At 69.7% G+C, this 19,955-nt stretch carries 19 protein-coding genes; 13 read left to right on the top strand and 6 right to left on the bottom strand.

Annotated features, from left to right (window positions below; genetic code table 11):
* The first annotated feature begins 452 nt into the window (after positions 1–452).
* On the top strand, positions 453–1,835 hold the full coding sequence (locus D7W81_RS17705) for an alkaline phosphatase D family protein (RefSeq protein WP_158621617.1): 1,383 nt from the start codon (positions 453–455) through the stop codon (positions 1,833–1,835).
* On the opposite strand, the gene thrA is transcribed toward D7W81_RS17705, so the two are convergent.
* Positions 1,832–4,288: a bifunctional aspartate kinase/homoserine dehydrogenase I gene (thrA, locus tag D7W81_RS17700; RefSeq protein WP_120556571.1), complete on the bottom strand. Its 2,457-nt coding sequence runs from the start codon at positions 4,286–4,288 to the stop codon at positions 1,832–1,834. The genes D7W81_RS17705 and thrA overlap by 4 nt on opposite strands.
* Before the next feature lie 423 nt (positions 4,289–4,711).
* Between thrA and D7W81_RS17695 the strand changes: the two genes are divergently transcribed.
* Positions 4,712–4,996, top strand: coding sequence for a hypothetical protein (locus D7W81_RS17695; protein ID WP_120556570.1), 285 nt, complete (start codon positions 4,712–4,714; stop codon positions 4,994–4,996).
* A 66-nt stretch (positions 4,997–5,062) separates the two neighbouring features.
* Here D7W81_RS17695 and D7W81_RS17690 read toward each other — a convergent pair whose 3' ends face one another.
* Together D7W81_RS17690 and D7W81_RS17685 are read right to left on the bottom strand one after the other, a co-directional pair.
* Positions 5,063–6,571, bottom strand: coding sequence for a M16 family metallopeptidase (locus tag D7W81_RS17690; RefSeq protein ID WP_120556569.1), 1,509 nt, complete (start codon positions 6,569–6,571; stop codon positions 5,063–5,065).
* A 2-nt stretch (positions 6,572–6,573) separates the two neighbouring features.
* Complete coding sequence (locus D7W81_RS17685) at positions 6,574–7,980, bottom strand: M16 family metallopeptidase (RefSeq protein ID WP_120556568.1); 1,407 nt, start codon at positions 7,978–7,980, stop codon at positions 6,574–6,576.
* Between the two features lie 132 nt (positions 7,981–8,112).
* On the opposite strand from D7W81_RS17685, the gene D7W81_RS17680 reads away from it, so the two are divergent.
* Positions 8,113–8,946, top strand: coding sequence for a B-box zinc finger protein (locus D7W81_RS17680; RefSeq protein ID WP_120556567.1), 834 nt, complete (start codon positions 8,113–8,115; stop codon positions 8,944–8,946).
* A 9-nt stretch (positions 8,947–8,955) separates the two neighbouring features.
* Here D7W81_RS17680 and D7W81_RS17675 read toward each other — a convergent pair whose 3' ends face one another.
* Positions 8,956–9,720, bottom strand: a complete 765-nt coding sequence (locus D7W81_RS17675) for a hypothetical protein (protein ID WP_147445517.1) — start codon at positions 9,718–9,720, stop codon at positions 8,956–8,958.
* A 10-nt stretch (positions 9,721–9,730) separates the two neighbouring features.
* Entirely contained in the window at positions 9,731–10,543 is an 813-nt protein-coding gene (locus tag D7W81_RS17670; RefSeq protein ID WP_120556565.1) for a hypothetical protein, read from the bottom strand.
* Between the two features lie 162 nt (positions 10,544–10,705).
* Here D7W81_RS17670 and D7W81_RS17665 point away from each other — a divergent pair, with 162 nt between their 5' ends.
* On the top strand, positions 10,706–11,146 hold the full coding sequence (locus D7W81_RS17665; RefSeq protein ID WP_120556564.1) for a CBS domain-containing protein: 441 nt from the start codon (positions 10,706–10,708) through the stop codon (positions 11,144–11,146).
* A gap of 7 nt (positions 11,147–11,153) precedes the next feature.
* Here the strand turns inward: D7W81_RS17665 and dnaA are convergent, their stop codons facing one another.
* Positions 11,154–12,512: a chromosomal replication initiator protein DnaA gene (gene dnaA / locus D7W81_RS17660; protein ID WP_120556563.1), complete on the bottom strand. Its 1,359-nt coding sequence runs from the start codon at positions 12,510–12,512 to the stop codon at positions 11,154–11,156.
* Between the two features lie 256 nt (positions 12,513–12,768).
* Between dnaA and D7W81_RS17655 the strand changes: the two genes are divergently transcribed.
* From D7W81_RS17655 to D7W81_RS17615, 9 genes are all read left to right on the top strand, one after another.
* Complete coding sequence (locus tag D7W81_RS17655) at positions 12,769–13,485, top strand: hypothetical protein (protein WP_120556562.1); 717 nt, start codon at positions 12,769–12,771, stop codon at positions 13,483–13,485.
* Positions 13,486–13,581: 96 nt separating this feature from the next.
* Positions 13,582–13,734 carry a 50S ribosomal protein L34 gene (rpmH, locus tag D7W81_RS17650; RefSeq protein WP_120526629.1) on the top strand — a complete coding sequence of 51 codons (153 nt, stop codon included), beginning with the start codon at positions 13,582–13,584 and terminating at the stop codon, positions 13,732–13,734.
* 12 nt (positions 13,735–13,746) lie between these two features.
* The gene (gene rnpA, locus D7W81_RS17645) at positions 13,747–14,169 is read left to right on the top strand and encodes a ribonuclease P protein component (protein WP_438503364.1); all 423 of its coding nucleotides are present in this window, start codon (positions 13,747–13,749) and stop codon (positions 14,167–14,169) included.
* Positions 14,166–14,384, top strand: a complete 219-nt coding sequence (gene yidD, locus D7W81_RS17640) for a membrane protein insertion efficiency factor YidD (RefSeq protein WP_120556560.1) — start codon at positions 14,166–14,168, stop codon at positions 14,382–14,384. Before rnpA ends, yidD begins: the two co-directional genes overlap by 4 nt.
* Before the next feature lie 52 nt (positions 14,385–14,436).
* Positions 14,437–16,260: a membrane protein insertase YidC gene (gene yidC, locus D7W81_RS17635; protein WP_120556559.1), complete on the top strand. Its 1,824-nt coding sequence runs from the start codon at positions 14,437–14,439 to the stop codon at positions 16,258–16,260.
* Positions 16,257–17,048: a hypothetical protein gene (locus tag D7W81_RS17630; RefSeq protein ID WP_120556558.1), complete on the top strand. Its 792-nt coding sequence runs from the start codon at positions 16,257–16,259 to the stop codon at positions 17,046–17,048. Before yidC ends, D7W81_RS17630 begins: the two co-directional genes overlap by 4 nt.
* 48 nt (positions 17,049–17,096) lie before the next feature.
* Positions 17,097–17,324, top strand: coding sequence for a hypothetical protein (locus D7W81_RS17625; protein ID WP_120556557.1), 228 nt, complete (start codon positions 17,097–17,099; stop codon positions 17,322–17,324).
* Between the two features lie 90 nt (positions 17,325–17,414).
* Positions 17,415–18,806 (top strand): collagen-like domain-containing protein, encoded by a 1,392-nt coding sequence (locus D7W81_RS17620; RefSeq protein ID WP_208721347.1) that lies wholly within the window; start codon positions 17,415–17,417, stop codon positions 18,804–18,806.
* Between the two features lie 50 nt (positions 18,807–18,856).
* Positions 18,857–19,955 (top strand): tRNA modification GTPase (locus tag D7W81_RS17615; RefSeq protein WP_244227263.1); only part of this gene is annotated, 1,099 nt, incomplete at its 3' end.

Genomic DNA, 19,955 nt, shown 5'->3' with positions numbered 1-19,955 from the left:
GGACGCTCAACGGCAATCCATGACACGATTTGACGCGGACTCATGAGCCGGGGGAAATCATGGAGCTATTGCTGGGGCCCATTCTCTACGCGAAGGAACAGGTGACCTATGACCCTCAGGGAGAGGACACCTGGAGCTTCTTCCTCAACCTGTTCCTGGGAGGCACGGACCCGGACCAGCCCCTTCCCTTGAAACTGTGTTTCAAGAATGAGCAGGGCAAGGAGGTCTTCGCCTCCATGGAAGCCCGCCCCGCCGCGGATTTCAGCTGGCTTCCCAAGGACTCCGCCGGCGTGGTGTGGCGCTGGGAGGTCATCCTGAAGCGCCAGTCCGCCGTCCAGCGCCTCCGGTATCACTTCGAAGCCCCGGATCAGCCCGACCGCCCCTTCTCCTTCAAACAGCGCCCCTTCCCAGAGAGAAGGAAACCCCCTTACGAATTCCAGGCGCAGCCCCTGGTGGTGGAAGACGTGGTGGTTCCGGCCAAGGGGGCATCGCCGAACATCGCCTTCTTCTCCTGCAACGGAACGGAGAAGGTGATGGATCCCAAGAACAGGTCAAAGGCCTTCGTGCTCTGGGAAAGGATGTTGGAGGAGCATCAGGGGAAGGCGGGCCGTTCCAGGAAGCCCTCGGGCTTCCAACTGCTCATCGGAGGAGGCGATCAGATCTACGCGGATTCACTCTGGAAGACGATGGATGAGATGAGGTGTCTCGAGGGGATCCCGGACACGCTCGACGAACCCGTGCCGGAAGGCTTCGCGGAACGGGTGATGGCGGAGTACGTGGATCTGTATCGGGAACGCTGGAATGGAAGGCAGGGCATCGCGCCCATGCTGGCGCGTGTCCCCGGGTTGTTCACCTGGGATGACCACGACATCTTCGACGGCTGGGGCTCGCAGGAAGCGTCGCAAGAAACCCAATGGTTCACGGACATCTACAGCGCGGCGGCGCGCGCTTTCGAAGCCTTTCAGCTGGGCAGATTGGAAGATCCCCAAACGGCGCGCCGGCCTGACGACAGGACCTGTGCGCCAGGAGAAAAACGCCACTATCTCCAGACGATGACCTTCGCCAGTGAGCAATGTGATCTGGATGTAGTCATGCTGGATCTGCGCAGCGGGCGCACGAGCGGAAGCGCGGACGAGGTCGGATACACCGTGATGAGTAAAAGCCAGTGGGAGGCCTTCGACGACTGGCGGGCAGCCTGCTGCGCACGCAAGGTCGGGAAGGCCTACCGGGCGCACCACATCCTGGTGGTGTCATCCATCCCCATCGTCCACCTGCGCTTCAGCACGACGCTGGAGCGGATGGCGGGACGATTCAGCGACGAACGGGATGACATGCTGGATCAGTGGGAATCCATGGTGCATCGCGGGGAGCGCAACCGGCTGATCATGGACCTGTTCTCCCTCGCGAAGAGGTCGGAGGCCTCCGTGACCGTGCTGTCGGGTGACGTGCACGTCGCGGCACGAGGGCGCATGCGCTCCAGCAATCGCGAGCACCTGACAGAAGCCCAATACGTGGCGGGCGAGACGTTCATCGAGCAACTGACGTCCTCGGCCATCAGCAACATGCCCCCGAACATCTTCCAGTTCCTGGGCATCTTGATGGCGTCCAAGGACAGCATCGAGGACCTGCCCGGCTTCATCCAGACGCAGATGCTGCCGGTCGGACGCGACCTCTATCTGAGGGAGCGCAACTGGCTGGCGCTCCGCGTGGAGCCTTCCCGACTCGATCCGCCCCAGCCGAAGCTCTGGGCCCGCTGGGTCGCGGAGAAGAGCCCCCTCTCGATGGAGGTGGTGGTCGCGCCGTCGCCGCCACCACCTCCCACACGCCTTCCCTAGGGCAACGGCCCCTCCACCAATCGCAGCACATCCGCGAGCACCCCCGCCGCTGTCACCGCCGCGCCCGCGCCGTAGCCTCGAATCACCAGCGGCGTGGGGCTGTATCGCTCCGACAGGAAGCTCAGCGCGTTCTCGCCGCCCTTCACCGCCGCCAGCGGATGCTCCAGCGGCACCGGCACCAGGCCCACGCGCACGCCCTCCGGCCCCACGCTGCCCACGTAGCGCAGCACCTTGCCTTCCTTCCGGTGCGCGTCCACCCGGCGCTGGAAGATCTCATCCGCCTGCGGCAGCCGTGCCAGGAAGTCCGGCAGCGGCCCCTTCGCGTCGAACTCCTCCGGCAACAGCGACGCCAGCGCCACCTCTTCCAACTCCAGCGTGCGCCCCAACTCTCGCGCCAGGATGAGCACCTTGCGCGCCACGTCCGTGCCCTCCAGGTCGTCGCGCGGGTCGGGCTCCGTGAAGCCCTTCTCCATCGCCGTACCCACCGCCTTCGACAGCGGCACCCCGGCCTCCGTCAGCCCCAGGATGAACGACAGCGAACCCGACAGGATGCCCTCCACCCGGTGCACCGTGTCGCCCGTGCGCAGCAGGTTCTTCAACGTGTCGATGACTGGCAGCCCCGCCCCCACGTTCGTCTCGTAGAGGAACCTCCGCTGGTGCCGCACCGCCGTGTCCCGCAGAGCCCTCCAGTGCTCCTGACGCCCCGAGTTGGCCTTCTTGTTCGCCGTCACCACGTGCAGCCCGGACGCCATCAGCGCGGGATAGCCCAGCGCCACGTCCTCGCTGCTCGTGCAGTCCACGAAGATGGGCCGGCCCGGCCGCCTTGCCTTCGCCCACGCCTGGAACGTGTCCAGCGTGAAGCGGGACTCGCTCGCCTCCAGCCGCGCCTTCCACCCGTCCAGCGCCACGCCCTCCGGCGCCACCAGGCTGTGTCTGCTATTCGCAATGGCACACACCCGCAGGTCCAACCCGTGCGCACGCAGCTTCGGCGCCTGCTGGTGAATCTGCCGCAGCAGCTCCCCGCCCACCGTGCCCACTCCCGCCACCAGCAGCTCCACCACCTCCGTGGTGCCAAAGGCCTTGCGGTGCACGTGTGCCATTGCACGCGGTCCGTCCTCGCGTGAAATCACCGCGGAGATGCTCCGCTCGCTCGACCCCTGCGCGATGGCCGCGATGCTGCAATCCACGTCCGCCAGCGCGCTGAAGAACGTCCCGGCCACACCCACGCGGTGCCGCATCCCGTCTCCCACGATGCTCAACACCGCGAGCCCCGGCTGGTGCTCGATGGGGTCCACCTTCCCCGCCTCGCGCTCCGCCTCGAAGGCGTCCTCCAGGGCCAGCACCGCCCGCGCCGCCTCCGCCTCTCCCACGCAGAAGCTGATGGAGGACTCGCTGGAGCCCTGCGTAATCAGCACCACGGAGATGGACGTCCGCGCCATCGCCTCGAAGACGCGCGCGGCCGTGCCCGGCACGCCCTTCAAGCCCGCTCCCGCGATGTTGATGAGCGCGATGTCCGGGAGGAACGACAACCCGCGCACCGGGTGCCTCGACGATGGCGCCGTGGCCGTCACCCGCGTGCCCGGATGCTCCGGCCGGAAGCTGTTGCACACCCGCACCGGGATGCCCCGCTCCCTCGCGGGGGCAATCGTCTTCGGATGCAGCACCTTCGCGCCGAAGTAGGCCAGCTCCATCGCCTCCTCGAAGCTCACCTCCTCCAGCGCGAACGCCTCCGGTACCAGCCGCGGATCCGCGCTGTAGATGCCGTCCACGTCCGTCCAGATCTCCAGCAACCGCGCGTCCAGCGCCGCCGCCGCCAACGCCGCCGAGTAGTCCGACCCACCCCGCCCCAGCGACATCGTCTTGCCGCGCGCGTCCCCGCCGAAGAAGCCCGGCATCAACAACAGCCCCGGGCCCCCTTCACGCAACGGAGCGAACCGCGCGCGGATCTCCTCCGTCCGAGGCGTCGCCTGGAGCGGGTCCCCCGTGCACACCAGCACCTGCCTCGGGTCCACGCTCACGGGCGCCAGGCCCCGCGCGTCCAGCAGCGCCGCCAGCAGCAGGCACGACGCCCGCTCTCCCAGCCCTGACAGGTGCGCCAGCACCGACGGCGAGCACTCGCGTAGCAGCCCCACGCCCTGCAACAGCCCGCGCAGCTCCACTCCCAGCGCCACCAGCCCTTCCGCCAGGGGCCGCGTCTGCGCGGGCGTCAGCTCCCCGCTCAGCGCCCTCGCGATGGCGGAGTGCGTGTCGTCGAACCGGGCGCAGGCCTCCTGCACGGACTCGCCCTCCTGGGCCACCCGCGCCGCCTCCACCAGCAGGTTGGTGATGCCCGTCACCGCGGAGGCCACCACCATCACCCGCTCCGCCTTGCGCGCCGCCTCCACCAGCGCCACCACGCCGCGCATCCGTTCCGCATCCCCGACACTGGTGCCACCGAATTTCATCACGCGCATGACACGGCCTCCTCGCGGAACGGCGGGACTCGGTGGCTGGGGCGGCTCGGGGGAAGCGGCGTCATACGGGTCCTCAGGGGTAGCAACGAAAAAGCCCCGCGCTCGGGAGGAGCGCGGGGCCGGGTTCAGAAGGGGGACCTTCAGGAGGTCCGCTTCGGAAGTCAGGCGGTCCGCGCTCCGCGAGGAGTCAGGCCGGTGCGAGTGCAAGTCTCGGTCAGGAGGGTCTGGACGCGCGTATCCACGGAGGACGTCGTCCCCTCGTGCCGCTGGCTGCTCCCGTTGCGTCCGGCCATGACGTCCCCATCCTAGCCGCTTCCTCGCTTCCAGGTCAGGGGGCAGGCAACCGGCCCACCGTGGTGCTTGGGCGCGGCGCTGCCGACATTGAGCGTGTGTGAGCTGTCCCACCCCCTTCAGGAGCAACCCATGGCCACCCACAAGAAGAGCGACACCGCCCACAAGCCCGGCTTCGCCAAGGACCGCGTGGAGCGGGGGCTGGAGGCGGACGACACCAAGCCCCTGTACGCGGACGACGCCAAGCACTCCACCGAGGAGCAGAAGTTCGCCCTCGACAGCGACGGCCCCGTGGGCGGGCCCATCACGAACCCGCAGAGCGTCCTGGACAACGTGGATGACGAGGAGCGCGAGCTGCAAGGCCGCCGCGCGGCCGACGCCCGCCAGGCCGCTGACAACGAGCCCACCCGGGAATGAAAAAAACCGGGGCCCCGACACCCGCGTCGGGACCCCGGCTTCAGAACCTCGAAGTGAAATGCCCGGCTACTTGGACGCTTCCGACGCCGGCGTCTCCACCAGCGTGAGCTTGCCCAGGTTGAGCGGCGTCACCTGCTCCTGGATGACCAGTGGGTCGCCCACGAGCACCACCTGCATGGTGGCCGGGTCCAGGTAGGACTCGGCCACGCGCTGCACCTCGGCGGCGCTGGCGTTCTCCAGTCCCTCCACGGTGCGCTTGAACTCATCCATGGGGCGGCGGTGGAAGTAGAGCTGCGCGGCGCTGCCGCCCAGGCCCTCCACCGTCTCGAAGGCGCCCGGGAACGCGCGGATGAGGCCTTCACGCGCGGCGGCCAGCTCCTTCTCCGTGATGGGGTTGGACTTGATGCCGGCCAGCTCCTTGATGAACTCGTTGAGCGCGGGGCCCGTCACGTCCTGACGCACGGCCGCGTACGCGGTGAGCGGACCCACGCCCAGGCGCGTGCCCAGGTGCGCGTTGGCGCCGTAGCTGTAGCCCTTGTCCTCGCGGATGTTCATGTTGAGCCGGCTGCCGAAGAAGCCGCCGAACACCGTGGTGGCCAGCTCCAGCGGGTACTCGTCCGGGTGGCCCGCGGCGAGGCCGGGACGGCCCACCAGCACCACCGTCTGCTCCAGGCCCGGCTTGGGCACCAGGCGCACCTGCTGGCGCGGCGGCGCGGGCGGCGCGGGCGGCGGCTTGGGCGCCACGGCCCCACCCTTCCACCCGCCGAAGTACTTCTTCCCCCACTCCACCGCCTGCTGGAGCGTCACGTCCCCCGTCATCACGAGCGCGGCGGCGCGCGGGCCGGTGTTCTTCGTGTAGAAGTTCTTCGCGTCCGCCAGCGTGAGCGACTCCACCGTCTTCGGAGTGCCACCGGCCGGGTGTCCATACGGATGGTCCGCGCCGAACACGGCCTGGTAGTAGGCCTGCTGCGCCAGGAAGTTCGGGTCGCCCATGCGGCGCACCAGCTCACCCAGCTGCTGCTTCTTGCGCCGCTCGAAGGCCTTCGCGTCGAAGGTGGGCCGCAGGACGACGTCCGCCAGCAGGCCCATCACCGCGTCCACGTTGGTCGTGAGCACGCGCGCGCCCACGAAGGCGCCATCCGGTTCCACCGACATCGCGGGCGAAACACCCAGGTCCGCGAACGCGTTGTCCAGCGCCACCGTGTCGCGCTTGCCCGCGCCCTCCAACAGCATGCGGTAGGACAGGTCCGCGATGCCCAGCTTCGCGGTGGGCTCCTGCGACACGCCCGCGGAGAAGGCGATGCCCGCGAACACCAGCGGCAATTCCTTGCGCGTGCTGACGATGACGGTGAGGCCGTTGTCGAGCTTCGCCTGCTCGAACGTGGGCAGCACCAGCTCCGGCGACTTGCCGGGCTTGGGCGGCTGGCCGCGGAACGCCTCCGCGTCCTGGGCCGGTGTCTGGGTTTGCGGCTGGGCGGCGGGGGCCGTCTCAGCGGGCGGCGTCTCCGCGGGCTTCGTGGTGGCGCAGCCGGCGACGGACAACGCGAGGAGGGCAGTGAGGATTCGGCGGTGCATGATCAATGGGCCTCCGTGCCCGGAGCGGAAGACGGCGCGGCCTTGGCGGCGGGCGGCACCGCGTGGAGGACGACGCGCGCGTCGGGGCGCAGCACATCCGCGGCGAACTGCTTCACCGCGGCGGGGGTGACTTCCTGGTAGCGCGCAAGGTCCTGCGCGACGTAGCTGGGCTCGCCCACGAACTGGTTGTAGGTCTGGAGCGTGTCGGACTTGCTGCCGGAGCCGCCCACGGCCTGGAGGCCCGCCAGCTGACGCGTGTCATAGCGGGTGCGCGCGCGGACGATCTCCTCCTGCGTGACGCCCTCCTTGCGGACCTCGTCCAGCACCGCGTCGATCTCCTTCTTCAGCTGGTCCGTGGTGACGCCGGGCCGGGCCACCGCCTCGATGGAGAAGACGGACTGCGCGGCGTGGCTCTGCTGCACGGCCTCCACGCTCTGCGCCAGCTGCTTGTCCAGCACCAGCCGGCGGTACAGGCGGCTCGCGCGGCCCGTGCCCAGCGCGGTGGCGAGCACGTCCGCCGTCGCGTCTCCGGGCTTGAGGTACGGCGCGGTGAGCCAGGACATGGAGAGCAGGGGCAGCGTGGCCACCTTCTCGTCGTGGCGGATGACCGTCTCGCGCGTGACCTTCACCGGCTTCACGTCCGGGCGCTTGGGCTTGGGGCCCGAGGGCAGCGTGGCGAAGTACTTCTCCACCAGCGCCTTGGCCTTCGCGGGGTCGAAGTCGCCCACGATGGCGAGCGTCGAGTTGGCGGGCGCGTACCAGGTGCGGAAGAACGTCTTCACGTCGTCCTCCGTGGCCGCGTTCAGGTCCTTCATGGAACCAATCACGTTGCCGGAGTACGGGTGCGGCGAGGGGAACAGCGCCTGCCACGCCTTCTCCTGCGCCTCACCGTAGGGGGCCGTCTCCACGCCCTGGCGGCGCTCGTTCTTCACGACCTCCTTCTGCGTATCGAGCTTCTTCTGCGTGAGCGCGTCCAGGAGGAAGCCCATGCGGTCGCTCTCCAACCACAGCGCCGTCTCCAGCAGGTTGCTGGGCACGGTCTCGTAGTAGTTGGTGCGGTCGAAGCTGGTGGTTCCGTTGAGGTCCGTGGCGCCCGCCTGCTCCAAGAGGCCGATGTGCACGTCGTCCGGCACGTGCTTGGAGCCCTGGAACATCATGTGCTCGAAGAGGTGCGCGAACCCGGTGCGGCCCGGCTGCTCGTCGTAGGCGCCCACGTGGTACCAGACGTTGACGGCCACCACGGGCAGCTTGCGGTCCACGGAGAGGATGACCTCCATGCCGTTGGGCAGCGTGTACTTCTCATACGGGATGGCCAGGTTTTCGCGGCCGGGCTCCAGCGGCTTCGCCTCGGGGGTCTGCGCGAGCGCCGGAAGCCCCAGGAACAGGGCCGCTGCGGCGAGGGCCTTCAATCGGGACAAGGTTCCTCCACGGTTCAGGACGGTGCCTCGCGCGCTTAGCACGCGCTCCAGGGCCTGTAAGCCTGAAGGCGACCGGGTGGGCGCCGGGGTGCCGGGTGTTGCTCGCCGTGCGACACTGCGGCCATGAGCCTGGACGTGCCCCTCTCCCAGCAGGGCCGCTGCGCCGTCCACCCGGACCAGCCCGCGGGCGGCACGTGTACCCGCTGCGGGAGCTTCATCTGCGCGGAGTGCGCCACGGCGGTGCCGGGCCTGGCCGTGCGGCTGTACTGCGCGGCCTGCGCGGCGCGCCCGGACGTGAACTACCTGGAGGCCGTGCGCCAGCGCTACTGGGGCCGGCGCGACCAATGGGCGTGGGTGGTGGTGGGCGTGATGCTGCTGCTCTGCGTGGGCGTGGCCGCCGCCTTCGTGCAGTGGGGGCTGAGCGCGACGAAGCAGTCGCTGTTCCCACTGGTGCTGCTCATCCCCGTGCCGGTGGGCGTGGCCTTCTTCCTGGGTCAGCGCTGGGCGCGGCATGCGCTGCTGGCCACGCCGCTGGTGATGGCGGTGGTGGCGGATGCCCTGTACCGGGACGCGCGCTTCCTCTACGTCCTGTGCGCGGTTCTCGGGCTGATCACCGCGCTGCGCATCCACCGCGACACGCGCAACCAGCTCTTCTTCCGGCTGCCGGTGTCGCCCGGGGCGCTGAAGGCGCTGTGGGAGCTGCGCTTCAACAACCCGCTGGCGCGTCAGGCGTTGCGCTTCGGCTTCAGCTCGGTATTCATGCCGCTGCTCGCGCCCGTCGCGGTGATTTGCGGCGCGGTGGCGCTGACGCGCGTGGACCTGAAGGCCACCCCGCCCATTGGCCGCCGGGGCCAGGCCCTCACCGGCCTGGTCCTGGGGCTCGTCAGTCCGCTGCTGTGGGGGGCCGCCCTGGTGCCGGCGTTGGACCGGTGGCTGTCCTCGATGGTCTACAAGTAGGGGCCCGCGTCAGAACGGGTGGGCCGTCACGGCACCCCGGGCGCGGATGGTGTCACGCACCTGGTCCGCGGCGCCCTGGCACGCGCCGCTGGCGGCGTCCAGGAGGAGCTCGGAGTCCGCCCGGGGCAGGTCCCCGCTCTGGAAACACGCCCCCAGCGGCAGGCTCTTCAGCCACGTGTCCTGGGTGAACGTCACGCGCAGGGAGCCACCCTCCTTCACCGCGAGGTCGGAGGTGGCCTCGAAGCCCAGCGCTGTGCCCTGGGGCAGGGTGAGGTTCATGTCCCAGAGCCTCGAGTCCTGGAACAGGCGGGTGTGGGCCTTGAAGCCGCCCTCCCCCAGCACGAAGTCGACCCGCCGGTAGGTGCCGGGAGGCAGCTCCAGCTCGGCCCCCCAGGGCTCTCCGTCCGCCAGGTTGATGGAGAACGGGCCCGCGAGCGTGACCGTGTCCGGGGCGTCCCCGGACTGCACGCACCCGGTGCCCTCCGGGAGTTCCTCCCTCACGTCATCGCAATGCAGCCCCCCGGCCAATTGCAGACGGATGTCCGCCACCGTGGCGCTGGCGCCCTCCAACTGGAAGCTCAGGCCGTCGCCCGACTGGATGTTGGGGAGCGTGGGCGGGGTCGTCATCGCCCGGACCCCCGAGGCCGCGACCGCCAGGGAGTCCCCCTTGAGAAACGACGGATTGAGCGCGAAGCGCAGCCGGGTATGGGTTCCGGTGTCACAGCCGGACAGCACCAGGGACGTCAAAGACAGACACAGCCAACGTGAGGGCATGGGCATGGCCTCACTGGGGTGAAGCGAGGGATAGCTTGGCGCTGGCTTCGATGTTGTGTTTCACGCGCTCGGCGGCGCCTTCGCACGCGCCCTTCCCGGACTCCAGGCGCAGCGTGGAGCCATCCAGGGTCAGGTCTCCTGAAGCAAGACAGGCCGCCACGGGGACACCGACGAGCCACGTGGTCAGGTCCAGCCCGCCCACCACGAGGGCGTCTTCGTCATCGCTGAGGTCAAAGGGGTGCCGTGGCTCGAAGCGCAGGGCCGCGGTGGACGGGAAGGCCACGGTCAGGACACGGCGTTGGTCCTCCCAGGTGAAGCTCGCGTCCATGCTGAAGCTGGGGAGCGCGGGCGTGCTCTGCCCCAGGCGGGCCTCGATGCGGCGATAGGTTCCCTGGGGGATCCGGAGCGGCCCGTCCGGAATGATGGTGGCCTTCATCCAGTCCACCTGGAGTGATTCCTTCACGGTCAACGTCCCGGGCTGTCCGTCCGCCGCGTCGGTGCACGTCATCAACGGGGGCAGCAGGTCCTTGGAGTCGGAGCACTCGCGCCCGGACGGCAATTCCAGACGCACGTCGAACAGCGTGGCGTGGGCGGACTCCACCGTGAACATGAGGCCGTCATCCGAGCGGAACGTGGGCAGCACCGGCGCGGTGTCCATCGCCGTCCGGCGGGAGGGCGAGGACTCCGCCGTTCGCGACCGGATGTAGGTCGTCGGGTCGATGCCGAAGCGCAGCTCGGTGGTGTCCGGGTTGCTATCGCAGGCAGGCAGACACAGCACGGCGGCAGCGAGGCCGGAGGTACGCAACCAGGGGATGGAGGGCATGTCGGAAGCACTGCACAAGGAGGAGCGCTTCCGGCCGGGCGTTCCAGGAGCCAGCAGCATGCCCGAAGCCCGGGGCAATGGACAGCCATCCCTCCGGCGCCTTCATGTCAGCGAACAGCCGTGTGCCCACGCTGAAGGAGGAACCCTGTCAGGAGAGACGCCATGGCAACGCAACGAGTGAGCGACGTGATGACCACGGACGTGGAGGTCGTCCGCCCGTCGGATTCCCTGAGGGTCGCCGCGGAGAAGATGCGCGCCCTGAACGTGGGCCCCATGCCCGTGTGTGACGGCGACGAGCTGGTAGGCATGGTCACGGACCGGGACATCGTCATCCGCGCGGTGGCGCAGGGGCTGGACGCCGAGCGCACCCAGGTGGCCCAGGCGATGACCCGGGGCGTGGAGTACGTCTACGACGATGACGACCTCACCCAGGCGGCCCAGAAGATGAGGGCCTCGCGGATCCGCCGCATCCTGGTGTTGAACCGGGCCAAGCGGCTGGTGGGCATCCTCGCCCTGGGGGACATCGCGGAGGAGCTGAACGACCAGGAGAGCGGCAGGACGCTCGGGGCGGTGTCCACCCCGTCACAGCCGGCGCCGCACTGACGGGGGGCTACATGCCGCCGAGCTTCGTCTCCAGCTCCGACAGGTCGCGGTGCACGGACGTGTCCGTCTCCCGCAGGCCCTCCACCTTGCGCACGGCGGAGATGACGGTGGAGTGGTCCTTGTTGAAGCGCGAGGCGATCTCCGGGAAGGAGCTCTTCGTCAGCTTGCGGCTCAGGTACATGGCCACCTGGCGCGCGTGCGCGAGCGCCTTGTGGCGCCGGTCCTCCTTCAGCGCGTCGACGGTGACCTTGTAGAAACGGGCCACCTCGCGCTGGATGGCTTCAATGTCCACGGTGCGCTGCGCGGGCAGGATGTCGCGCAGCACCTGGGACGCGAACTCCTCCGTCACCGGCTGCTTCGTGAGGCTGTGCATCGCGGACAGCTTCACGAGCGCGCCTTCCAGCTCACGCACGTTCTTCTGCACGTGCCTGGCAATGAAGTGCGCCACGGGGTCCGGCAGGTCGAGGCCTTCCTGTTCGGCCTTCTTCTGGAGGATGGCGACGCGCGTCTCGTAGGTGGGCTCGCGGATGTCGGCCATGAGGCCCATGGCGAAGCGGCTGCGCAGGCGGTCCTCCATGCCGGGCACCTCCGCGGGCACCATGTCGCTGGTGAGCACGATGGCCTTGTTGAGGCCGAAGAGCGTCTCGAAGGTGTAGAAGAACTCCTTCTGCGTCTCCTCGCGCTTGCCCAGGAACTGGATGTCGTCGATGAGCAGCACGTCGCACTCTTCGCGGAACTTCCGGCGGAAGTCCGTCATGCGGTGCTCGCGCACGCTCTCCACGTACTCGTTCGTGAACTGCTCGCTGGAGAGGTAGACGATGCGCTGGGTGGGGTCCTTTTCCCAGATGTGGTTGCCCACCGCCTGGAGCAGGTGCGTCTTGCCCAGGCCCGTGCCGCCATAGATGTAGAGCGGGTTGTAGTTGTGGCCCGGACGGTGGGCCACGGCCTGCGCGGCGGCGGCGGGGAGCTGGTTGCTGTCCGCGACGACGTAGGTGTCGAAGGTGAAGCGCGGGTTGAGCCGCGCGGGCCGCATCGAGTTCACCTTGACGGTGGGCGGGGGCGGCAGGTCCGCGGACGGCGGGGGCCCGACGATGACCTCATAGGCGACGCGGCCAAGGGTCGGCTCCAGCCGGGCCAGGTGCGTCTCCAGCATGGAGCGGTAGTGGTCATCCACCCAGTCGCGGAAGAAGCGGTCGGGAACGCCCAGGACCAGGGCGTTCTCGCGCACCTCCATGGGGCGCATCCGCTCCAGCCAGGTGAGGGCGTAGTGCAGCCCCTCCTGACGGATGGCTTCCAGCGTGCGGGTCCAGATGACGCCGGCACTGGGCAGCGAAGGCGTAGGGGCGGAGTGGGCGAGGGCGTTCACACGAAGGCTCGGGGACGGCGCGGATGAAGAGAACCAGCGGGCGTCCGGCGGTGCTAACACCCGCTCTCCGGCTGATCAAGGAACCGGCCTGTAGCACGGATCAGCGGGACGCCCTGGCGGGTGGGGATGATCAGCGCCGGTGCAGCCGGATCCGCGCCCATCACGAACCGTTCCGCCGGGTTGAGCGAGGTGGGCGATGGCGCCACCTGAACGGCCTTGACGTGATCCACCCAACGTTGCCAGGGAAGATGGACGCATGGCGATCCACGAGCGCAGGACGGTGTTCGCGACGACGACCTGGGGACGCACGTTCCTGCTCCGCCGGTACGATCCCCCGGGCGAACCCGAGTCGTACGAGCTCTCCTTGTATGAGGACTACCTGGGCCCCGCGCCGAAGGAGCTGCCCCTGCCCGACGCTCTAACGAAGAGCTTCGAGTCGGAGGCGGAGGCCGTGGATCAGGTCCACCAGCACTGGTCCGAGGAGACCGGCGCGTTCGAGGACGTCCGCGGGGGCCGCCAGGTGACGCTCGACCTGGCGGAGGCACTGCGACGGGGGACGCTGGATCCGCTGCGAGCGTTGATGAGCGCGGAGGAGGTGGTGGGCCTGCTGGGCGTCCCCGAGGACGTGGCGCCCACCTCGCAGCCGGGCTGCGTCCGCTGGTTCTACGGCGCCGTGCAGGTCCACCTGGAGGACGGCCGGTTCCGGTACCTGGAGGTTGAAGACGCCCTGGAGTCCTTCACCACGTTGGACTTCACGGGCTGGTTCCTGGAGCCCTCCATGGCCCAGCGGAAATTGGAGGTCGCGCTGAAGGCCCGGGGCATCCCCTCCTCCCGGGAGTCCCTCCTGGGTGCCCCGGCCCTCTGTGTGCCTGGAACCACCCGCTCGCCGTTCCTTGCCCCGTCCCCCCTTTTCCTACATGATCGCCCCGTCCTCCCGGCGCAGGGCTGCACGGTCGGCGCTGGTGATCCTTGATTGACTTGTCCTGGAAATAGGGTTACGGACGCCCCCTTTCCACTGTACGGGTCGCGCCGTTGATTCAGGCGCTGCCTTCAGCTCTCAGGAGTCGTTGTGTCCAAGCGCACGTACCAGCCGTCGAAGATCCGGCGCAACCGCGCCCACGGGTTCCGTAAGCGGAATGCCACCAAGGGCGGTCGGGATGTCCTCAAGCGCCGCCGGGCCAAGGGCCGTAAGCGCCTGGTGGTGTCGTCGTTCAAGAAGTAACTGGACGCACGGGTGATGGCCGAGGGAGCGGCGCCGCGGGTGCCTCAGGCAACCGACGAGCGCTTCCCCAAGGCCTTTCGCCTGCTCCAGCGGCGTGAGTTCCTGGAGGTTCAGGAGGGCGGTCAGAAGCTTCCGTCCGACTGCCTCCTGGCCCTCGTTCAACGCAACAACCGGGCGCACTCCCGCGTAGGGCTCACCGTTTCCAGCAAGGTGGGCAACGCGGTGGTGCGCGCACGCCTGCGCAGAGTGCTCCGCGAGCTGTTCCGCAAGCACCGCGGGCAATGGCCCCCCGGTCTCGACGTAGTCCTGGTCGTCCGCTCCTCGGCGAAGGAAGCCTCCTTCGCTCAAGTTTCCCGTGCGTTCGACGGCGTCACCCGTAAGCTGCAACGGCTCTTTCCGGCACCTCGCGTGCCTCCCAAAGAGCCTGCCCCATGAGTCCACTCGCCTTCGTCATCGCCCTGCCCATCCGCTTCTACCGGCGGTTCCTGGGGCCGCTGCTGCCGAAGGCGTGCCGGTTCCATCCCTCGTGCTCCACCTACGCCATGCAGGCGCTGGAGAAGCACGGCGGGTTGAAGGGCAGCGTCCTCACCGTCTGGCGCCTGCTGCGCTGCCAGCCATTCCACCCCGGTGGATTCGATCCCGTCCCCTGACGGTTTGCTTCCGCCCGCCCTCCGGCCCTCCGCCGCCGGCACAGGGAACTCCATGACGAACGACCCGCTGTCGCCCCAGTCCAACGATTCACAGAAGCGGCTGCTCCTGGCGCTCGCCCTCTCCTTCGCGGCCACCGCCGCCTACACCTTCTTCTTCGCTCCCAAGGAGCCGCCTCCGGGCGCGGAAGGCGCGGACGCGGGTGTGGAAATCGCCGCCACGCTGGACGCGGGCACCCCGGGCATGGCCGCCGTGCCGCCGCCGGGCATGGACGCCGCTCCGGACGCGGGCACCCACGCGGAAGTCCCGCCGCCCCCCGCGCGCACCGTGGACTTCGCCCGTCCGGAGGTGAAGTACACCTTCTCCTCGGAGGGCGCCGGCCTCACCTCCGCCGTGCTCCAGGGCACGAAGATGCGCGAGCAGCAGTCGCTCACCGTCAAGGAGGGCTTCGAGAAGCTCTTCGGCAAGGACATCCCCCCGCCGCCGCAGATGAACGTGGCGCACCCGGTGGCCGGCCAGCCCCTGCCGCTCGCGGTGACCATTGAAGGCGGCTCGCCGCTGGCGGCGAACACCCGCTACGCCGTGCAGGAGGGCCCCACCGACAACGGCGGCAGCGTCGTGTTCACCGGCCGCCAGGGCCCGTGGGAGGTGACGAAGACGGTGCTGTGGCCGCGCGACGGCTTCGAGTTCACCTACACCCTCCAGGTGCGCAACACCTCCGCCCAGGCGCAGACGGGCGAGCTCAAGGTGCACTACAGCCGCGCCATCAACCCGGAGTTCGAGCACGCGCCGTCCTTCTTCGGCGGCGTGGGCAACCTGAGCCGCGCCTCGTGCCAGGTGGGTGAGGAGCTCCACAACCTGTCCCCGGGCGACAAGCCGCCCGAGGAGACGCGCGGTCCCATCTCCTTCTTCGGCATCAACCAGCAGTACTTCCTGTCCGCGCTCTACCCGCTGGACGGCGCGCTCAACGGCCACTGCACGCTGACCGCCACGCCCACCGCGCGCGAGGTGTCCGCGGGCTTCCCGCTCAACGTGGCCCCCGGCCAGGCGGCCACGTTCCGCTTCGGCGGCTACGCGGGCCCCAAGGACCCGGACCTGCTGCGCATCGTGCCCGGCACGGAGCTGCGCGGCGTGGCCGGCCTTTCGACCACGACGTTCCACCCGATGCTGGAGGACACGGTCGACTTCGGCATCTGGGCGGTGGTCTGCAAGATCCTCCTCGCCGTCATGAAGTTCTTCCACGGCATCGTGGGCAACTGGGGCCTCGCCATCATCCTGCTCACCGTGGTGGTGAAGCTGGCGCTGCTGCCGCTCACCTACCGATCCATGGTCAGCATGGAGGCGGTGAAGGTGCTGCAGCCGAAGATGGATGAGATCCGCAAGAAGTTCGCGGACGACAAGGAACGCCAGAACCTGGAGATCATGAAGCTGTACCAGGAGGCGAAGGTGAACCCCCTGGGCGGCTGTCTGCCGCTGCTCATCCAGATGCCGGTGTGGATCGCCCTGTTCACGTCGCTGCGCAACAGCTTCGAAATCTACGGCGAGCCCTTCTTCGGCCCCATCTGGCGCGACCTCACCTACAAGGATCCGACGTACATCCTGCCGCTGGCGCTGGGCGTGTCGATGATCATCACGCAGAAGATGCAGCCGCAGATGATGGACGCGGCGCAGGCGCGGATCATGACCTGGGTGATGCCCATCATCTTCACGTTCACGCTGCTGCAGTACCCGGCCGGCCTGTCGCTCTACATCTTCACGAACAACGTGCTCTCCATCGGCCAGCAGTGGGGCCTGCGCAAGTGGCTGGACCGCAACAAGAACCAGACGGGCGGCGGGACGCCGGCGGTCGTGGCCGCCGGGGGAGGCAAACGCAAGTGAGCGGGACACAGGGCGTGGCGGGCGGCGGCGACTTCCGCCCCCGGGTGGAGAAGCTGCTCGCGGACATCCTCGGGTTGATGGGGTTCCCGGCGCGGCTGGACCTGCAGGACGCCGCCGACGGCAGCCTGTCCGTGGCGCTCCACTTCGAGTCCGGCGCGCCTCCGGGCGTGGAGCCGGGCAAGCGCGGCCAGGTGCTGGATTCGCTCCAGTTCCTGCTCAACAAGATGCTCCACCGGCCCGGTGTGGAACGCCGCTGGGTGATACTGGGCGCGGGTGCGCACCCGGAGCCCCGGCCGCGCCGTGACGCACCGGCGCAGGCCCCTGCCTCCGCTCCGGCGGCGTCCGTGGCGCAGGTGGCGGCTTCCACGCCCGCGCCGCAGCCGGCCCGGGCGGCGGCTCCCGCTCCGGCCGCGCAGCCGCAGCAGCGCAACGCCCGGGGTGGGCAGCCGGCGCAGGGGGCCGCGAAGCCCGCGCAGGCGCAGGCCCCCGTGAAGGGCGCGGAGGCGGACGAGCGCACGCTGCAGGTCGAGGAGGATCCGGCGTTCCGGGAGGCCGTCCGCAAGCTCGCGGAGAAGTCCGCCAGCCTGGGGCGCTTCTATGCGTTCGCCGCGATGAAGACTGAGGACCGCGCGCGCGTCCTGAAGGCAGTAGAAGGAGTGGGTGGAGTGAAGGTGGCGGCGGAAGGCGAAGGCCGCAACCGACGCGTGGTGTTCACCCCGGCGAAGCCCGCACCGATGCCCAAGCGGAGCCTGCTGCCGGACGACGACGAGGACGACGTCGACGCCTGAGCGGGTGCCCGCTCGGAACCGCCGGCGGGTGTCTGGGATGAGGAGCGAATGGGTAAGTCGAAGGGACTGAAAGACAAGCTGTACGGCGCGGCGGTGCTGAAGATGAGCTTCCGCCTGCGCGGCGACGAGGAGTCTCCGGCGTTCCGCTTCGTCTACCCGGGCGTGCTGCGCGACCTGGAGGTCGACGACGCCGAGGTGGAGAAGTACATCGAGGCGCACCGCGAGGACGTGGAGCGCGCTGCTCGCGGATCCACGCCGCCGCAGGGTGCCCGCTAGGAGTGAAGAGGCCCGGCACGCGGCGATGATTCAGCTGCGGGCGCATCCCAGGTGAGAATGCGCGCCTTCAATCAAGAGGGGGCTGCATCCTTGGGTGTTTCGTCCGTGCGTCGTGCGCTGTTGCCGCTGCTGATGTTCGTGTCCGCCTGCAAGGCGGGCGAGATGGGTGCCTCGGGGGGCCAGGGTGAGCAGGGGCCTCAAGGGGCTCCGGGACCCCAAGGCATCCAGGGGCCCGTGGGGGAGACCGGGCCTCAGGGCATGCAGGGCATCCAGGGGCCCATGGGCGAGACCGGGTCTCGAGGTCCCCAGGGCCTGAAGGGTGAGCCCGGTGCCCAGGGCGCGACGGGCGCCACCGGAGCCCAGGGCATCCAGGGGCTGAAGGGTGAGCCCGGGCCCGAGGGGAAGCAGGGGCCCCCGGGTGAGCAGGGGCTCCAGGGCGAGAAGGGCGCGGATGGCGCCAAGGGCGACACGGGGCCCTCCGCCGCGGACGTGCTCGCGACCGCGCGGATCCGGCTGGTTCCGCTGGGTGCCACCGCGCTGGAGTCCGGTGCCGCGCTGCGGGCCGCCGTCAACGCCGTGCCCTCGAATGGTTCGGAGACGTGGGTGTTGAAGCTCGGGGCGGGGACGTATGACCTGGGCACCGCGGGGCTCCCGCTGAAGCGGGGCGTGTTCCTCGTGGGCAGCGGGACCCAGGTGTCCCGCGTCGTCTCCTCCACCTCCGATGCCGGCACCGTGGTGGGCGCCACCGGCGCGGGCCTGAGAGACCTCTTCGTCGGCAACACCGGTGGGGGCAATCAATCCATCGCGCTCATCAATCAGAGCAGTGGGTTCGTGGTGAGCGACGTCGTGGCCGAAGCGCGCGATGGCAAGCAGTTCACCTATGGCGTGATCTACCTGAACGTGGCCAGCGTGCCCGCGGATGGGTTCGTCCGGGTGCGGTCGCTGGGGAGCTCCGGGATGGGGCAGGTCGCCGGGCTGTACTTGAGCGCGAGCACCCTGAAGGTGACGGACATCGTGCTCGATGGCCGGGGAGCGCCGGGGAGCGGAGACGTGTTCGGGCTGCTGGTCGAAGACGGCGCCGTCGAAGCGTCGCGTATCACGGCGACCGCGAGCGGCGGTCCGCGCGGCCATGGCGTGTATGCCGCGGGCCCCCTGCTCCTCGCGCAGTCGGAGGTCTCCGGCGAGGGGACGGCGAACGGCGTGGGCGTGACGGTGCTCAACCCGGGTGTGAAGGTCCGGTACGTCCGCGCGAAGGGGTCCGCGCGCGCCATGGTCGTGGATGCGCCCGCTGCCGCCCAACCCGCGTCCACCGTGCAGGTCAGTCATTCGCTCTTCGAGCAGGGCGTCTACGTGACGGGCAACACCCGGGTGCGGCTGGTCCAGTCGGCGCTCTCCGAAGGGCTCTTCGCGGAGCCCCTGGCGCTTCCTTCCTGTGTCATGACGTCGAACGACACCCAGGCGCTGAACAGCGACTGTTCCTGAGGTTTCATCGGGCGGAGGGGACGCCGTCCGGTCCCCTCCCCTGCCCCGACATGACGCCTGACTCCGCCACCATCGTCGCCCTCGCCACCGCGCCCGCCGCGGGGGCGGTGGGCATCCTCCGGCTGTCCGGGCCGGCCGCGCTGGAGGTGGCCCGGGGGCTGGCGCCGGGTGTGCCGGTGTCTCCGGCTCCGCGCCATGCGTACCTGGCGTCGTTCGTGGACGCCGCGGGCGCGGTGCTGGATGAGGGCCTGTTCCTCTACTTCCAGGCGCCCCGGTCCTTCACCGGCGAGGACGTGGTGGAGCTGCACGCGCATGGCAGCCCGCGTCTGTTGCGGCTGCTGCTCGCGCGGACGCTGGAGGACGAGCGCGTGCGTCCGGCGCTTCCCGGTGAGTTCACCCGGCGCGCGTTCCTCCACGGCCGCATCGACCTGACCCGCGCGGAGGCGGTCGCGGACCTGGTGGCCGCGGATTCGGAGGCGGCCGTGCGCGCCGCCGCGGCCGGGCTGTCCGGTGCGTTGGCCCAGCGGATCCGCGCGTTGGAGACACCGCTGCGTGAGCTGCACGCGGACCTGGAAGGGGTCCTCAACTTCCCCGAGGAGGCGGAGGGCGCGGACGCGGACGCGGGGCCTCGCGTCGCCGCCCTGCGTGCTGTCGCGGAGGCGCTGCGCGCGGAGGTGGGCCGTGGGCGGCTGGTGCGCCAGGGCGCGCGCGTGGCGCTGTACGGCCCGGTGAACGCGGGCAAGTCCACGCTGTTCAACCGGCTGGTGGGCGAGGCCCGCGCGCTGGTGGACGACGAGCCCGGCACCACCCGCGATGCCCTGGAGGCCCGCGTCGAGTGGGACGGGCTGGGCGTCACGCTCTACGACACCGCGGGCCTGCGCGAGGCTCCCGGCCGCGTGGAGGCCCTGGGCATCGCGCGCACGAAGGAGCTGCTCGCGGCCGTGGATCTGGCCGTGCTCGTGCTGCCGCCGGGGACGTCGCGTGACGATGCCGCTTCGTGGACGCGGGAGGCCGGCGACACGCCCGTGCTCGTCGTCATCGGCAAGTGCGACGTCGTGCCCGGGGCGCGGGAGGAACGCGGCTCCGTGGACGACAGCACGGAAGCAGCACGCGCCGAGCCCTCACAGTCTGGCGGGACGCCCACCCTCC

Source organism: Corallococcus aberystwythensis, from assembly GCF_003612165.1.
GTDB classification, from domain to species: domain Bacteria; phylum Myxococcota; class Myxococcia; order Myxococcales; family Myxococcaceae; genus Corallococcus; species Corallococcus aberystwythensis.
This window is presented reverse-complemented; position numbering and strand designations above follow the sequence as displayed.

Excerpts from the sequence above, each read along its gene's own strand:
- thrA (WP_120556571.1), bottom strand. The coding sequence starts at position 4,288 with ATGCGCGTGATGAAATTCGGTGGCACCAGTGTCGGGGATGCGGAACGG.
- D7W81_RS17695 (WP_120556570.1), top strand. The coding sequence starts at position 4,712 with ATGGCCACCCACAAGAAGAGCGACACCGCCCACAAGCCCGGCTTCGCC.
- D7W81_RS17690 (WP_120556569.1), bottom strand. The coding sequence starts at position 6,571 with ATGCACCGCCGAATCCTCACTGCCCTCCTCGCGTTGTCCGTCGCCGGC.
- D7W81_RS17680 (WP_120556567.1), top strand. The coding sequence starts at position 8,113 with ATGAGCCTGGACGTGCCCCTCTCCCAGCAGGGCCGCTGCGCCGTCCAC.
- D7W81_RS17675 (WP_147445517.1), bottom strand. The coding sequence starts at position 9,720 with ATGCCCTCACGTTGGCTGTGTCTGTCTTTGACGTCCCTGGTGCTGTCC.
- D7W81_RS17670 (WP_120556565.1), bottom strand. The coding sequence starts at position 10,543 with ATGCCCTCCATCCCCTGGTTGCGTACCTCCGGCCTCGCTGCCGCCGTG.
- D7W81_RS17665 (WP_120556564.1), top strand. The coding sequence starts at position 10,706 with ATGGCAACGCAACGAGTGAGCGACGTGATGACCACGGACGTGGAGGTC.
- D7W81_RS17655 (WP_120556562.1), top strand. The coding sequence starts at position 12,769 with ATGGCGATCCACGAGCGCAGGACGGTGTTCGCGACGACGACCTGGGGA.
- yidD (WP_120556560.1), top strand. The coding sequence starts at position 14,166 with ATGAGTCCACTCGCCTTCGTCATCGCCCTGCCCATCCGCTTCTACCGG.
- yidC (WP_120556559.1), top strand. The coding sequence starts at position 14,437 with ATGACGAACGACCCGCTGTCGCCCCAGTCCAACGATTCACAGAAGCGG.
- D7W81_RS17625 (WP_120556557.1), top strand. The coding sequence starts at position 17,097 with ATGGGTAAGTCGAAGGGACTGAAAGACAAGCTGTACGGCGCGGCGGTG.